Origin of the sequence: Spirillospora sp. NPDC048911 (assembly GCF_043198015.1) — a bacterium.
Taxonomy (GTDB): Bacteria; Actinomycetota; Actinomycetes; order Streptosporangiales; family Streptosporangiaceae; genus Spirillospora.
This window is the reverse complement of the sequence record NZ_JBICUD010000011.1, coordinates 358,589-372,933: the sequence shown is the minus strand read 5'-3', so window position 1 is coordinate 372,933 and position 14,345 is coordinate 358,589. Positions and strand designations below refer to the sequence as shown.

The 14,345-nt window shown below is 68.6% G+C and carries 14 protein-coding genes; 10 read left to right on the top strand and 4 right to left on the bottom strand.

Features of this window, described 5'->3' with window-relative positions:
- Positions 1-6: 6 nt before the first annotated feature.
- The 3 genes from pfkB to ACGFNU_RS40900 all read right to left on the bottom strand — a co-directional run bounded on the left by pfkB (position 7) and on the right by ACGFNU_RS40900 (position 2,908).
- Positions 7-939, bottom strand: a complete 933-nt coding sequence (pfkB, locus tag ACGFNU_RS40910; protein WP_392601997.1) for a 1-phosphofructokinase — start codon at positions 937-939, stop codon at positions 7-9.
- A 407-nt stretch (positions 940-1,346) separates the two neighbouring features.
- Positions 1,347-2,249: an NAD(P)-dependent oxidoreductase gene (locus ACGFNU_RS40905; protein ID WP_392601996.1), complete on the bottom strand. Its 903-nt coding sequence runs from the start codon at positions 2,247-2,249 to the stop codon at positions 1,347-1,349.
- 11 nt (positions 2,250-2,260) lie between these two features.
- Positions 2,261-2,908: a helix-turn-helix domain-containing protein gene (locus tag ACGFNU_RS40900; protein WP_392601995.1), complete on the bottom strand. Its 648-nt coding sequence runs from the start codon at positions 2,906-2,908 to the stop codon at positions 2,261-2,263.
- Between the two features lie 122 nt (positions 2,909-3,030).
- On the opposite strand from ACGFNU_RS40900, the gene ACGFNU_RS40895 reads away from it, so the two are divergent.
- Genes ACGFNU_RS40895 through ACGFNU_RS40870 form a run of 6 tightly spaced genes read left to right on the top strand, consistent with a single transcriptional unit; the run spans position 3,031 to position 9,237 of the window.
- The gene (locus ACGFNU_RS40895) at positions 3,031-4,365 is read left to right on the top strand and encodes a M24 family metallopeptidase (RefSeq protein WP_392601994.1); all 1,335 of its coding nucleotides are present in this window, start codon (positions 3,031-3,033) and stop codon (positions 4,363-4,365) included.
- Positions 4,362-5,342 carry a thiamine pyrophosphate-dependent dehydrogenase E1 component subunit alpha gene (locus tag ACGFNU_RS40890; protein ID WP_392601993.1) on the top strand — a complete coding sequence of 327 codons (981 nt, stop codon included), beginning with the start codon at positions 4,362-4,364 and terminating at the stop codon, positions 5,340-5,342. Before ACGFNU_RS40895 ends, ACGFNU_RS40890 begins: the two co-directional genes overlap by 4 nt.
- Positions 5,330-6,310, top strand: coding sequence for an alpha-ketoacid dehydrogenase subunit beta (locus ACGFNU_RS40885; protein WP_392601992.1), 981 nt, complete (start codon positions 5,330-5,332; stop codon positions 6,308-6,310). Before ACGFNU_RS40890 ends, ACGFNU_RS40885 begins: the two co-directional genes overlap by 13 nt.
- 34 nt (positions 6,311-6,344) lie before the next feature.
- Positions 6,345-7,703, top strand: coding sequence for an amidohydrolase family protein (locus ACGFNU_RS40880; RefSeq protein WP_392601991.1), 1,359 nt, complete (start codon positions 6,345-6,347; stop codon positions 7,701-7,703).
- A complete protein-coding gene (locus ACGFNU_RS40875) occupies positions 7,700-8,557 on the top strand; it encodes a cupin domain-containing protein (RefSeq protein WP_392601990.1) in 858 nt (285 codons plus the stop codon). Before ACGFNU_RS40880 ends, ACGFNU_RS40875 begins: the two co-directional genes overlap by 4 nt.
- On the top strand, positions 8,554-9,237 hold the full coding sequence (locus ACGFNU_RS40870) for an SDR family NAD(P)-dependent oxidoreductase (protein ID WP_392601989.1): 684 nt from the start codon (positions 8,554-8,556) through the stop codon (positions 9,235-9,237). Before ACGFNU_RS40875 ends, ACGFNU_RS40870 begins: the two co-directional genes overlap by 4 nt.
- Here the strand turns inward: ACGFNU_RS40870 and ACGFNU_RS40865 are convergent.
- Positions 9,234-9,545, bottom strand: a complete 312-nt coding sequence (locus ACGFNU_RS40865) for a hypothetical protein (protein WP_392601988.1) — start codon at positions 9,543-9,545, stop codon at positions 9,234-9,236. The two genes, ACGFNU_RS40870 and ACGFNU_RS40865, sit on opposite strands and share 4 nt — an antisense overlap.
- Before the next feature lie 353 nt (positions 9,546-9,898).
- Between ACGFNU_RS40865 and ACGFNU_RS40860 the strand changes: the two genes are divergently transcribed.
- The 4 genes from ACGFNU_RS40860 (at position 9,899) to ACGFNU_RS40845 (ending at position 14,185) form a co-directional block, all read left to right on the top strand.
- Positions 9,899-10,558 carry a hypothetical protein gene (locus tag ACGFNU_RS40860; RefSeq protein ID WP_392601987.1) on the top strand — a complete coding sequence of 220 codons (660 nt, stop codon included), beginning with the start codon at positions 9,899-9,901 and terminating at the stop codon, positions 10,556-10,558.
- Positions 10,559-10,721: 163 nt separating this feature from the next.
- The gene (locus tag ACGFNU_RS40855) at positions 10,722-11,099 is read left to right on the top strand and encodes an integrase core domain-containing protein (protein ID WP_392601986.1); all 378 of its coding nucleotides are present in this window, start codon (positions 10,722-10,724) and stop codon (positions 11,097-11,099) included.
- A 735-nt stretch (positions 11,100-11,834) separates the two neighbouring features.
- Complete coding sequence (locus ACGFNU_RS40850; RefSeq protein WP_392601985.1) at positions 11,835-13,721, top strand: hypothetical protein; 1,887 nt, start codon at positions 11,835-11,837, stop codon at positions 13,719-13,721.
- Complete coding sequence (locus tag ACGFNU_RS40845) at positions 13,718-14,185, top strand: hypothetical protein (RefSeq protein ID WP_392601984.1); 468 nt, start codon at positions 13,718-13,720, stop codon at positions 14,183-14,185. Before ACGFNU_RS40850 ends, ACGFNU_RS40845 begins: the two co-directional genes overlap by 4 nt.
- Positions 14,186-14,345: the final 160 nt, after the last annotated feature.

Genomic DNA, 14,345 nt, shown 5'->3' with positions numbered 1-14,345 from the left:
CACGAACTAGGCGAGGGGCATATCCGGATCCGGCCGGTGGAGTCGTACGTCGTCGCGGTCGATGTCGGAGGGGCCGGGCATGCGGCTGGCGGGCAGCCGGACGGCGGCGGCCCCCCAGGCCAGGCCCTCGGCCAGCGCGCGCGGCCCCCGCGCCCCGGCCGAGAGGAAACCGGCGAGCAGGGCGTCGCCCGCGCCCACCGTGCCCTTCGGATGGGCCACCGGAGCCGTGCCACAGGTGATGCCGTCGTCGTCGACGAGCACCGCGCCGTCGGCGCCCAGGCTGACCAGCACGGCCCTGGCGCCGAGCGCGCGCAGCTTCGCCGCCGCCTCGACGACGTCCGAGAGCCGGTCGAGCGGGCGCCCGACCGCCTCGGCCAGCTCCTCCCGGTTCGGCTTGATCAGGTCGGGCCCGGCGCCGACGGCCGCCATCAGGGCGGGCCCGCTGGTGTCGACGGCCACCCGGATGCCCTCGGGAGCGAAGGTCTTGCAGAGCTCGGCGTACAGGCCCTCCGGCACACCGGGCGGAAGGCTGCCGCAGGCGACGACCCAGCTGGCCCGTTCGGCCTCGGTCACCACGACCTCGGCGACCGCGTCCAGCTCGGCGTGCGCCAGCGGCCCGCCCGGCTCGTTCAGCTTGGTGACCACACCACCGGGCTCGGCGATGGTCACGTTCGATCGCGTACGCCCGGCCACCGGCACCGCGTGCACGGTCAGCCCCTCGGCCAGCAACATCCGGTGCAGCTGGTCGCCATCAGGGCCACCGACCGGGAGCACCGCCGCGGAGGGCACCCCGTTGGCCAGCAGCGCCCGCGAGACGTTCACGCCCTTGCCGCCGGGATCCAGCCGCGCCGACCGGGTCCGGATCACGGCGCCGCGCGTCAGCGCGTCCACCTCGACGGTCCGGTCGAGGCTGGGATTCAGCGTCAGGGTCACGATCACGCCGGAACCGTCCGGGCTCGACCGGGCCCGCCCCGCCGCTCCACAGCGCGCATGTTGTTTCCCTCCGCCTCATGTTGATTTATCTTTGTTTACGCCCGCTTGATTGGAAAGTCAACAGCCACACCACGGATTCGGAAGGGGGCTCTCGCCGAGGTCAACCCGAGTCGTGGCCTGGTGGCCCTTGCGACGACATGCCTACTCTTGGTAGTTGTTTGTGTGCGATGCGTGGTGATGGCGGCCTTCAGGGCCACTCGCACGCCCCCCGACCGAAAGGCCACTCGCATGTCTTCGTCGCAGACCGGAGACCTCGGCGGCGATGGCAGGGTCCAGATCCGTATCCTCGCCGGATACTCGTCCTGGGGCTATGGGGCTGCCCAGACCGTGTACCTCGGGGCCGCGTCGACGGGTTAGGCGTCGGGGTCGACGTTCTCTGGTGTGAGTTCCAGGCCGGCTGCTTTCGCCTGCAGATCGAGAAGGATCGCGAAATCCTCGTCGAGGCGGCCTGACTCCACCATCGTCCGGATGATTTCGGCTGTCAGTTCCACCACGGGCGTAGGCGACTCAAGGTCTCGGGCGGCGGACAGGCCGAGGTCGAAGTCCTTCTGCAGGAGCGGCGGCGTGAACGTGGGCGTGTAGTCCAGGTTGACGAACGCGTTGGTCTTGTAGCGGGTGAACGTCGAGCCCAGAACGCTGTTGTTGATGAATTCCAGAAGGGCGTGCCGGGGGACGCCGCCCTTTTCGGCCAGCACGGTGATCTCCGCCAGCGTCTGGGTCAGCACGCCCAGCAGGAGGTTGTGGGCGATCTTCACGAGGCGGGCGACGTCGCCTTCGCCCGCGTACGACACCGACCTGCCCAGCCGGGCGAGCAGGGGCGCCACCTCGTCGTAGGCGTCCCGCCGTCCGGAGACGACGAGGGCCAGCCCTCCCGCGCGGACGGCCACGGGGTTCCCGCTGACCGGGGCCGCGAGGAACTCGGCCCCGCGTTCGGCGCATTGCCGGCGGACCGACGCCGACGCCTCGGGGGAGACCGTCGAGCAGTCGACGATCACGCTCGGTACTCGGGACGCGGAGAGAAGGCCGTTTTCGCCTAGGAGGACGTCGTGGAGAGCCGTGTCGTCAGAAACCATCGTGAACACGACGTCTTTGCCGCGCAGGTCGTCCAGCGTTTGTGCCACTGCGGCACCGTGCTCGCGCAAGGGCTCGGCCTTGGCGGCCGTACGGTTCCAGACGGTCAGGTCCACCTCGGCGCCGGCCAGCCGCTCGGCCATGGCCGTGCCCATGCGTCCCGTGCCGATCCAGCCGACGTGCATGGGTCTTCTCCTCAACGTGGCCAGGCGGTCTCGGTCTCGTGGACGAACCAGACGCCCACGGCCGGGACGTCCCCCTCATTGCGGTAGCGATGCGGTGTGACCGAGGGGAAGGACACCGCGTCGCCCGGCTCCAGGCGATGGGTGTCGAAGCCGAGCGTCAGCGTCAGCTCGCCCTCGATCAGGTAGCCGTGCTCGACGCCCCCGTGCCGCATGAGCTTTCCGGTGCCCGAGGACGATCCGCCCGGCGCGTAGGTGACGAGCAGGAAGTCCACGTCCGTGCCGGGTACGTGGCCGAGCCGCTCCCAGGTGACGCCTGACTCCAGCTCCAGCACCTCGCGCTCGCCCGGCCGCACGAGCGGCCCCGTGCCCGGCCCTGTGTCCGGGACCGCCGGGCGGAGTGCCTCGGCCACCGCTCCCGCAGGGGGAACGGGCACGACGACGGCGGGGGACACCTCGGCCGCGTCGAAGACGTCCTCGACGGAGATCTCCAGCGCCTGGGTGATCGCGTACAACGTGCTCACCGACGGCTGGCTCTTGCCCGTCTCGATCTGCGAGATCAGGCTCGCGGACACGCCGACGGCGCGCGCCAGGGCGCGCAGGGACAGGCCGCGCTTGCGCCGCTCCTCCCGGATGCGCGCGCCGACGGGCGGAACGTTCATCGGCGGCCTCCTTCCGGTCCCGAGCGTACAGCAGTAGTGAACATGACGAACGAACGTCCAGCGGTATTGACAGCAATGTTCAGTGCTACTTCACTCAGAAGCACGCTGGGAGGTGACCCGCCATGGCGATCAAGACCTTCGGGCCGAACGCCGTCGACTGGGAAGAGCGCATCGACCTCGATCGGCTCCGCCGCGACCGGCTGACCAGGCTGCGCGCCGAACTCGCCCGTTCCGAGCTCGGCTCGGTGCTCTCGTTCGACTTCGCCAACATCCGCTACATGACGGCCACGCACATCGGCACGTGGGCCATGGACAAGCTGATCCGCTTCGCGCTGCTCACCCGGGACGGCGATCCGGTCATCTGGGACTTCGGATCGGCCGCGCGCCACCACCAGCTCTACAACCCGTGGCTGGGCGACGGGGCGCGCGCGGGGATCTCCACGCTGCGCGGCGCGTTCCACCCGGACGCGGGCATCGCCGCCGACGTGGCGCGCAAGGTCGCCATGGTGCTCCGCGAGCACGGCCTGGCCGACGCGCCGCTGGGCGTCGACGTCGTCGAGCCGCCGGTGCTGTTCGCGCTGCGGGACGAGGGCATCGAGGTCGCCGACGGGCAGCAGGTCTTTCTGGAGGCCCGCCGCGTCAAGACCCGCGACGAGATCTCGCTGCTCACCCAGGCGTGCTCCATGGTGGACGCGGCCTACGAGGAGCTGTACGGGTTCCTGCGTCCCGGCGTCCGCGAGAACGAGTGCGTCGGCCTGGTCAGCAAGGTGCTCTACGACCTCGGCAGCGAGTACGTCGAGGGCGTCAACGCGATCTCGGGCGAGCGCTGCTCCCCGCACCCGCACGTCTACAGCGACCGGCTCGTCCGCCCCGGCGACCCGGCGTTCTTCGACATCCTGCACAGCCACCTGGGCTACCGCACCTGCTACTACCGCACGTTCGCGGTCGGCAGCGCCTCGCGGGCGATGCGCGACGCGTACACGCGCTGCCGCGAGTACATGGACGAGGCGATCTCGCTGGTCAAGCCCGGCGCGACCACGGCCGACATCGTGTCGGTCTGGCCGCGCGCGCAGGAGTTCGGGTTCGCCGACGAGACCGCCGCGTTCGCGCTGCAGTACGGCCATGGCGTCGGCCTGTCGATCTGGGAGAAGCCCATCTTCAGCCGGCTCGTCTCGCTGGACCATCCCGAGACGCTGGAGCCGGGGATGGTGTTCGCCCTGGAGACGTACTGGCCGGCGTCCGACGGCTGGTCGGCGGCCAGGATCGAGGAGGAACTCGTCGTCACGCCCGACGGTTGCGAGGTCATCACCAAGTTCCCCGCCGAGGACCTGCTGGTGGCCGGGCGCCGCTACTGGACCGCCGCCGGACCCCTCGACACCCTGCGTGAGCCCGAGTCGCACCTCAACCGGCCGGACGGGAGCTCACGTCACGACCGGCCGAACGGGGGCCCGCGGTGATCGGTGCGGAGGAGCTGCTGGGGCTGTACGAGCGCATGGCGCTCATTCGCCGTACCGAGAAGGCCGCGCACGACCTGTTCATGGCGGGCCTCGTCAAGGGCACGACGCACCTGGCGGCCGGGCAGGAGGCGGTGGCGGTCGGCGCGTCCGCCGTCCTCCGGTCCGACGACTATGTGTTCGCGACGTACCGCGGCCACCACCACGCCATGGCCCGGGGCGCGACCGCCGAGGAATGCCTGGCCGAGCTGATGAGCAAGGCCACCGGGGTGTGCCGAGCCAAGGGCGGCTCGATGCATCTGACCAAGGCGTCGGCCGGGATGCTCGGGTCGTACGCCATCGTGGGCTCGCACCTGCCGATGGCGGCGGGCGCGGCCTGGTCGGCGAAGCTGCGCGGCACCGGGCAGCTCGCGGTGGCGTTCTTCGGCGACGGCGCCACCAACATCGGAGCGTTCCACGAGGCGCTCAACCTGGCGGTCGTGTGGTCGCTGCCCGTGCTGTTCGTCTGCGAGAACAACTTCTACATGGAGTACACGCCGATCGGGCGGGTGACGGCGGTCGCCAACCCGGCGGCCGACCGCGCGCCCGCGTACGGGCTGAAGGGTGAGGTGATCGACGGCAACGACGTGATCGTGGTCGCCGAGGCCGTCGCGCGTGCGGCGGCCCGCGCCCGCGACGGCGGCGGCCCGTCGCTGATCGAGGCGCACACCTACCGGCACTACGGGCACAGCCGCACCGATCCGGCGAAGTACCGGCCGGGGGAGGAGGTCGAGCGGTGGCTCGCGCACGATCCGCTCGACATTGCCCGGTCGCGGCTCGAATCCCTCGGCGTCCCGGCCGAGGCAGTGGCGGAGGCAGACGAACGCGCCCGCGCCACCGTCGAGGCGGCGGTCACGGCCGCCAAGGAGGCGCCCGGCGCCGATCCCGCCGAGGCGTTCACGGACGTGTGGGCCGACGGAGGCGCGGCATGGCGGACGTGATCACCTACCGGGCGGCGGTCGCCGAGGGCATCGCCCGCGAGATGCGCCGCGACCCCGCCGTGGTGTGCCTCGGCGAGGACATCGGCGAGGCCGAGGGCGTCTTCAAGACGACCGTCGGCCTCTACAAGGAGTTCGGGCCGAGCCGCGTCTGGGACACCCCGATCTCCGAGCAGGCGATCGCCGGCGCCGCGATGGGCGCGGCCATGACCGGGCTGCGCCCCGTCGCCGAGATCATGTTCAGCGACTTCCTGGCCTGCTGCTGGGACTACCTCGCCAACGAGATCCCCAAGGTCAGGTACATGACCGGCGGGCAGGTCACCGTCCCGCTGGTGGTGCGGACCGCCAACGGCGGCGGGCTCGGCTTCGGCGCCCAGCACTCGCAGGCCGTGGAGAACTGGGCGCTCGCCGTGCCCGGACTGAAGATCGCCGCGCCGTCGACCGCCGCCGACGTCATCGGCCTGATGGCCGCCGCGATCCGCAGCGACGACCCGGTGGTGTTCTTCGAGCACAAGGGCCTGCTGGCGGCCGAGGGGCCGCTGCCGGACGGCGGCCACGTCGTCGAACTGGGCCGGGCGGCCGTGCCGCGCGCCGGCGACGACCTCACCATCGTCGCGCTCGCCTCCACCGTGCCCACCGCCCTCGCCGCCGCCGACCGGCTCGCGGCGAGGGACATCGATGCCGAGGTCATCGACCTGCGCTGTCTCGTGCCGCTCGACATGGCCGCCGTGCTGGCGTCGGTCGGGCGCACCGCCCGGCTGCTGATCGTCGAGGAGAACCCGTACCAGGGCGGCTGGGGTGCCACCGTCGCGTCGATCGTCGCCGACGAGGGGTTCGAGCTGCTCGACGCGCCCGTCCGCCGGGTCGCCGCCGCCTGCGTTCCGCTGCCGTTCGCGGACGCCCTGGAGGACGAGGTGATCCCGACCGTCGACAAGGTCATCGAGGCCGCACAGGCCCTCGTCCGCTACTGATCCCACCCCCTTTCCGGAGTTTCTGGAGGCGGCCATGACCCCGTCCACCACACAACGCACGCTTCTCCGAGGCGGCCACGTCCTCACCATGGACCCGGCCCTGGGCGACCTGCCGACCGGGGACATTCTGATCGAGGGCGACACGATCGCCGCCGTGGACCGGCGGATCGACGTCGACGCCGAGGTGGTCGACGTCGGCGGGCGCATCGTCATTCCCGGTTTCGTCGACACCCACCGGCACACCTGGGAGGCGGCCATTCGCGGCTGCGCGCCGAACGCCACCCTGGACGACTACTTCGTCGAGGTGCTCGACACCTTCGCGCCCGTCTACGGGCCGGAGGACGTCTACGCGAGCAACCTCGCCGGGGCCCTCGAATGCCTGAACGCCGGCATCACCACGCTCGTCGACTGGTCCCACATCAACAACACGCCCGACCATCCCGACGCCGCGATCCGCGGCCTGCAAGAGGCCGGGATACGGGCGCAGTACGCGTACGGGTCGGCCAACACCTCGCTGGCCGACTACTGGTTCGAGAGCAAGCTGGTCATACCGAAGGACGACGTGGCGCGGATCCGCAGCACGTACTTCTCCTCCGGCGACGGCCTGCTCACCATGGCGCTCGCCACGCGCGGCCCCGGCTTCTGCCTCGACGACGTCGTCCGCGCCGAATGGGCCCTCGCCCGCGAGCTCGACATCCCGATCACCGTGCACGTCGCGATGGGCCGCCTGGCGGGACGCTTCGGCATGGTCAAGCAGCTGGACGCGCTCGGCCTGCTCGGCGCCGACACGACGTTCATCCACTGCTGCTACCTCTCCGACGAGGAATGGCGGCTGGTCGCCGACAGCGGCGGCACCATCTCGATCGCGCCCCAGGTCGAGCTGCAGATGGGCCACGGCTGGCCGCCCGTCATGAAGGCCGTCGAGAACGGGCTGCGGCCCAGCCTGTCGATCGACGTGGTCACCACCGTCCCCGGCGACATGTTCACCCAGATGCGCGCGGCGTTCGGCGCGGAGCGCGCACGGGTCAACGCGGCCTGCTGGGAGGCCGACACCCCCGTCCCGGAGTCGATGCTCACCGCCCGCCAGATGCTGGAGATGGCCACGATCCACGGCGCGCACGTCGCCGGGCTCGAAGACCGCACCGGCTCGCTGACGCCCGGCAAGCAGGCCGACATCGTCGTGCTGGACGCCTCGTCGCTGAACATGGCGCCCGTCCATGACCCGGCCGCCGCCGTCACGCTGTGCGCCGACGTCTCCAACGTGGAGACCGTCATCGTGGGCGGGGCCTTCCGCAAGCGCGACGGCCGCCTGCTGGCCGACGCCGGCCGGGCACGCGGCCTCGTCGAGGCGTCCCGCGACCGCGTGGTCGCCGCCGTGAAGAGCAAAGCATGACGGTACGACACATCGTGAGCCGGGCGGCGGAGGCCGACTTCGCCGTCCGGGCCGACGGCTACCGGGTGCGGTCGGCCGTCGGCGAGCACGCCGGCGCCGTGCACACCGGCTTCGAGATCTGCGAACTGTCGCCGGCCGGAACTTTGACCGCGCACATGCACTCGTTCGAAGAGTCCTTCTTCATGCTGGAAGGCGCGGCCGTCCTCACCACACCAGAGGGTTCCACCCGGCTGGCTCCGGGCGACTACGGCATCGTCCCCGTCGGCGTGCCCCACACCTGGACCAACGACAACGACGTGCCCTGCCGCTGGGCGCAGATGCAGGCGCCGCAGCCCCGATCGCGCTACGGCGACGACACGTTCCCGGTGCCCTCGCCTCCGGCGACGGCCCCGGTTCCGGTGGACGTCCGCGACCCCCGGACGCGCCGCCACGGGCACATCGAACCCGCCAACATGGACCCGGAGAAGCAGTCCCAGGACCTGCTGGCCGTGTCGGCGAGCATGCGCACCGCCCTGCTCGTCTACAGCGGCATCACCGTCAAGATGATGGTCGACGGCGACCTCGGCGCCCGGCTGTCGACCATGTTCATGGTCCAGTACGAGCCCGACGGGGTGGCGGGCCCGCACGACCACCCGTTCGAGGAGACCTACCTCATCCTCGAGGGCCGTACCGAAGCGGTCCTCGACGGCGAGCGCCACCTCCTCGGCCCCGGCGACATCGCCTGGGCCGGCGCGGGATGCGTCCACTCCTTCACCAACGCGGGACCGGGACGCGTGCGCTGGCTGGAGACGCAGGCCCCGCAACCCCCGTCCCGCCACTCCTACCGATTCGCCCGCGACTGGGAGCCGCAATGACCAGCATCGTGATCGTCGGCGGCACCTCCGGCATCGGCCGTGAACTCGCCCGCCACTACGCCGCCGAAGGCGCCGACGTCGTCATCACCGGCCGGGACGCCTCGCGTGCCGCCACCGCAGCGAAGGAGATCGACGGCGCCGGCAGCGCCGCGTTCGACCTGACCCGTCCCGACGAGATCGCGCCCGCGCTCGCCGGCGTCGAGCACGTCGACCACCTCGTGCTCACCGCGATCGACCGCGACCACAACACCGCCGCCGGCTACCGCCTGGACGGCGCGCGGCGCCTGGCGACCCTCAAGCTCGTCGGCTACACCGAGGTCGTGCACGCGCTGCTTCCTCGCATGGGCCACGACGCCTCGATCGTCATCTTCGGAGGCCTGGCCAAGGACCGCCCCTACCCCGGCTCCACCACGGTATCCACCGTGAACGGCGCCGTGATGGGGCTCGTCCACACCCTCGCCGTCGAGCTGGCGCCCATCCGGGTCAACGCCATCCACCCCGGCATCGTGGGCGACAGCCCCTTCTGGCGTGACAAACCCCTGGAGGCCGTCATTTCCCGAACCCCGCTGGGCCGTCTCGCCACCATGGCGGACGTGGTCGACGCCGTCGCCTTCCTCCTGCGCAACCGCTCCGTCAACGGCGTGAACCTCAACATCGACGGAGGCTGGCTCCTGACCTAGGCGGTCTTCGGGGTGGCCCGCTCGATGATGGGGGAGAGGTCGAGGCCGGGCGGGAGGGTGCCGTAGGCGTGGCCCCAGTCGCCGGCCAGGCGGGTGGCGCAGAAGGCCTCGGCCACGGCGGGGTGGCCGTGGCGGACCAGGAGGGACGCCTGGAGGGTGATGGCCAGGTGCTCGACGCGGCGGGCGCGAAGCTCGATCGTCTCCAGGTCGGTGAGGGAGTCCTTGGCCTGCTGGACGGCGGTGTCGGCACCGGCGGCCGAGGTGACCTCGTCGAAGAAGGCCTCGACGACCCGCGGTTCCTTGAGCATGGCCCGCAAAACGTCCAGCGTGCCTGAGCCCTACCATCTCCACAGCGACACCTGAAGCGCCTAGAATTTCAATGTATCTGCAGGTCAGAGGCGTGTTGATCTAGGTCTGGTGTAGGGCTCTGTCGGGCAGTCCGTTAGCCGATTCGCTAGCCGATGATCAAGCTGGGGCATCGGATGCGGCAACCTTACGTGACCAAGAAAGTCAGCAAGCGGACAGGCGAGACCCGCTACACGGCGATGTACTACGACGCCACGGACACCCCCGCTCGGCCGGCACCTACGACGAGGAACAGGAAGCACGAGAAGCAACTCGAAAGGCCCAGGAGCGCCCCTCGGGCGACTCACTGGACTCGATGACGCCGGCCGAGAAGCGGAAGGTCACCTTCGAGGAGTTCTGGCCTATCTTCCAGCGGCATCACCGCGTCGAGCCCAACACGATGCAGCAATACTTCTCGGTCTGGATCAACCACATCCACCCCTTCCTACGGGCCAAGCACATCGCGACGTTCGACTCGACCCAGGCCATCAAGTACTTCACGGCCTTGACCGAGACCGGCCGGAGCGTCAACACCAGAAAAGCCGCCAGATCCACACTGTCTGCGATGATCGGACTGTCGAAGCAGATGAACTACCGCGACGACAACCCGGTCAGTGGCCTCAACGTCGGCAAGCAAGCGGCTAACAAGGTCATCAACGAGACGGTCTTCTGGACGATGGTCTCGCACCTGCCGCTGGAACCCAGAAGCTGTTCGCCGAATACATCTTTTCGACCGGGGTCCGATTCTGTGAGGCCATCTCCTTCCAGGAAGGCGACCTGGACTACGACACGTGCATGCTGTCCGTATGTCGCTCGACCGTTGAGGTGGCCAGGCAGTTCCATCCAACTGGCGGCCGCTTCCTCACGCGCGAGTACACCAAGAACAGCGAGCACCGGCGCTTCAAGATCGGTCGCCCACTCGCTGAGAAGATCAGAGAACATGTCCGGCGGTATGGCATCGAACACGGCGACCTGATCTTCCCCGTACGACTCTTCATGCCGGACACCGCCTGGGTGAACCTGCCCCGCTGCACCGAAGAGGAAATGCGCACAGCGGCCAGGACCAAGTTCGTCTCGCCCGTCACCGGCAACCTCGTCACCCACGCCAAGGCCAGCACCTATCGCAAGCATGGCTGCCGGTGCGGCCCCTGCGTTCAGACCTACCGAGACGAGCGAGCAGAGACCCGCATCCGAAAAATGGCCCGCAGGGGCAATACACCAGTTTCCGCTTCACCGCGCACCTGGTGCGGGCCGGGATCGACGCCTCCATCGGCACCGTCGGCGACGCGCTCGACAACGCACTGATGGAGTCGGCGATCGGCCTGTACAAGACCGAGCTGATCAAACCGCGCAGGCCGTGGAAGAACCTGACCGGCGTCGAACTGGCCACCGCCGAATGGATCGACTGGTACAACACCACCCGGCTCCACGGTGAACTCGGCCACATCCCACCCGACGAATACGAGGCCACCTACTACAAGGAACACACAGAACCGCAGGTCACAGTCGCAATCTAAAGCCTCTACAGAAACCGGGGCGCTTCAGATTGTGCTGTACCGGTCGGTCTTGTCGGGCTGGTCGTAGGCGCGGTTCAGAATTTCCTGCGTCGCTACTGGATGACCTGTCCGAGCGGGCGGGCGAAGAGGTATGGAGCCGGGCACGTTTTCGTCCACGGTGCCGTGATGGGTCACGGTCTCGGCATGGAGCGGGGTGAGCCCGGCCGCTTCAGTCGCCCCTTGACGGCGTCAAGGGGCAGGAGGGGTGGGCGCTGAACTGCGGTGCGGAAACCACCCGGGCACTGTTCCTCGAACAGTTCGGCGACCCGAACATGACCATCAGAGACTTCCACGCATGTCCCGCATCCCACGTTCGGCATCATCGACTGCCCGCGCGGTGGTGTGAGTGCAGTGCCAGGCGCGCGCCGTGGTCGAACCCCGAGTCAGGCATCTGGTGCGGACCCGGTTGGGGCTGCCCGGTCGTTGTTGGCCTCCGGTGAGCTGGCATCGGGGCTTGGACTCCAGTACAAGGGCATCGGTTTACTCGTGCAGAGGGCCAATCCAGTGACTCTTGTCATCTATCCGGCCGATTGATCCCCCAATCCGTTGACCCTAGCCTTGTTCAGCTTTGCCTCCCGCTTGGGCCTTTAGATCCAAGTGACCGATTCTGACGTTCTCTGATGAGACGTTTCCCCAGAGAGAACCCAGTTGCTTCTTACTGACAGACGCTCGGCGGGCCGCGCTATCGCGTTGGTGATGGCTGTGCTCGTCTCTTTCATGTCCTTGAGTTGGCTCAACGGCCGAGCGGGTGGCGTTGGGACTGTTGCCCGCGCCGACACGGCTGCGCCGGAGTCACAGTTCGTTCCGCTGAACGCGGTCAAGCTGTTGGACACCCGCGATGGCACAGGTACAACGGCCGGGCGTGTTCCCGCGATGGGATCGGTGACCTTCCAGGTCACCGGCCGCGTCGGCATCCCGTCCAGTGGAGTGACGGCCGTGGCGCTCAATCTGATCGCCCTTGGTCCGGACAAGGTCGGCTGGCTGACTGTAGAGCCGTCCGATCAGCCGGGCGCGCCGCGGTCGCTGACTTTCCAGGCCGGTGAGACCACCGCCTCGGAGGACTTCACCCAGATCACTGGCTCCGGCCAGGTCAAGATCACCAACCATAGCGACGGTGACATCGGCCTCGCCGTAGCGGCCGACGGCTACTTCAAGGATGCTGCCGATACCCAGGCGGGCAACGAGTACTACCCGGTCGCGGCCCAGTACCTCTACGACACTCGTCCCGGCACCAGCACCGGCAGTCCCGCGCGGACGACTCCTATCCCGGCCAACTCCGCGGTCACGATCGACGTCTCCGGCCAGCGAGGCATTCCCGCCAGCGGCGTCACGGCGGTGGCCATCAACATCGCTGCTCGCGATCACACTGCCAAGGGCTGGCTGTCGGCTCATGCCTCCGACCAGCCCGATCCTTATGTCTCGACGATCGACTACACCCCGGGTGAGACCAATCAGGCTTTCGAGGTCGCCGCGCTCACCGGGACAGGCAAGTTGACCATCAGCAATCACGGTTCCAGCGCCGTGAACCTATCGATCGCCCTGAGTGGCTACTTCCAGGACGCCGCGCAGCCCGGCGGTGCCGGCTATCGACCGGTGCCCGCGCAGAACCTGGTGAGCACGATCATGGGTGTCGGCACCGAGGGCGGTAGCGAGCAGCCTTTGGCGGCTGGCGCTTCCCTGACCTTGGACGTCACCACCGCCGCTGAACCCGCGGGAGTGCCCGCGCACACGGTCGTGGCTGCGGCCATCAACGTCGGCGCCCAGGGACCCACCGCCAAGGGCGGCCTGACGGTCTACCCAACCGGAGACCCTGACCCTTTCATTCCCAGCGTCACCTTCGACGGCAACGGTGAGACCAACAACAGCTTCGCCACTGCGATGCCCGGCGATGACGGCAAGCTGACCGTCACCAACCACAGCACCCAGCCCGTTCACGTGCAAGTCTCGATCCGCGGCTATTACACCGTGGTCGGCGGGTACCCTCCACTGCAAGCCACGTTCAAGATCACCTTGGACGACAACGTGCCGGTCAGTTCGCTTCCCGCCGATGAGCAGCAGCAGATCGCCGACCTTGAGGCGGCTTCACCTGTTGTCGAAGACGCAGGCGAGGATCTGACGCCTGAAGAGGCCGCGCTCATGGAGGCAGGGGCCGAGGAAGAGACACCCATGGCCTCACTTCGCGCGCTGCGGCCGCCGCCGCCCGACAACAGCAGCGCGCCTTACCGGCTGCGATGCCACTATGGCAACAAGAAGTTCTCCGATCGCAATGGCACCATGCACATGCGCAACAACTGCCGCTACCGGACGATCAACTGGGGATACAAGATCTCCGGAACCGTGCGAAAGATCATCGTTTCCCGCGTTCAGGAGCGCGGTATGGGGTGGGCGAAGAACGGCAGAACGATGCCCCGGGGCGCTCCTCACAACGTCCGCGAGGACTACTTCTTCCATGGCACCTTCAAACCCATCGCGATCAACGACGTGATCGACTACTACAACTACATGAGCTTCAGGATCCGGATCGGCACGCGCACCGGCTACGGCTCGATCACCGTCGCCGGAAGCATCTGGGCATCATCGTGACCTGCTCCCTCAACCAGGCGCTCGGCTGGGCCGAGGAGATCCTCCGTCAACTGAGCCCGCCCGGTGACTACCGGCTCTTCGCCGAAGAACACACCGAAACAGCTGGGGAAGCAACCAGCTCCGCTGGTGCGTACTCCTCGAACCTCACCATCACCTGGGACGAGATGGAACCACAGAGCACACCGGTGCAGTCCGGCGGCGAGTTCGTGATCTGGCTGGAGATGGACGGCGGCTCGGTAGGCGCGGTGTTCCAGGAGGACGAGGCGGAAGCGGAGGTCATCGCGCGCCTGGCCGACCAATTCCAAGATTACGTTCTGGAAGTCAGCGGCTCACCGGCTCCTCCCTGTCCAGAACATCAACATCCGCTCAGCGCGGTGGTGGTGGCGGGTAAGGCTCTGTGGACATGCCCGAAGGTCGAGAACCATTTCTCTCGACCCATCATTTCCGCGGCGGCGACCCACTGAACATCTGACGATCTGGGGCGGCCGGCTAGGAGTCCGGTCTCCCTAAGTCGGCTGGGTGACCTCTCCGAGCGCGGAGCCGCCCGCTGCCTCTCATTCCTGATCCCTTGATCCACAGTGATCGATCGGGCGGTGGCGGGGTCTGTTCAGTAAACGGTGGAAC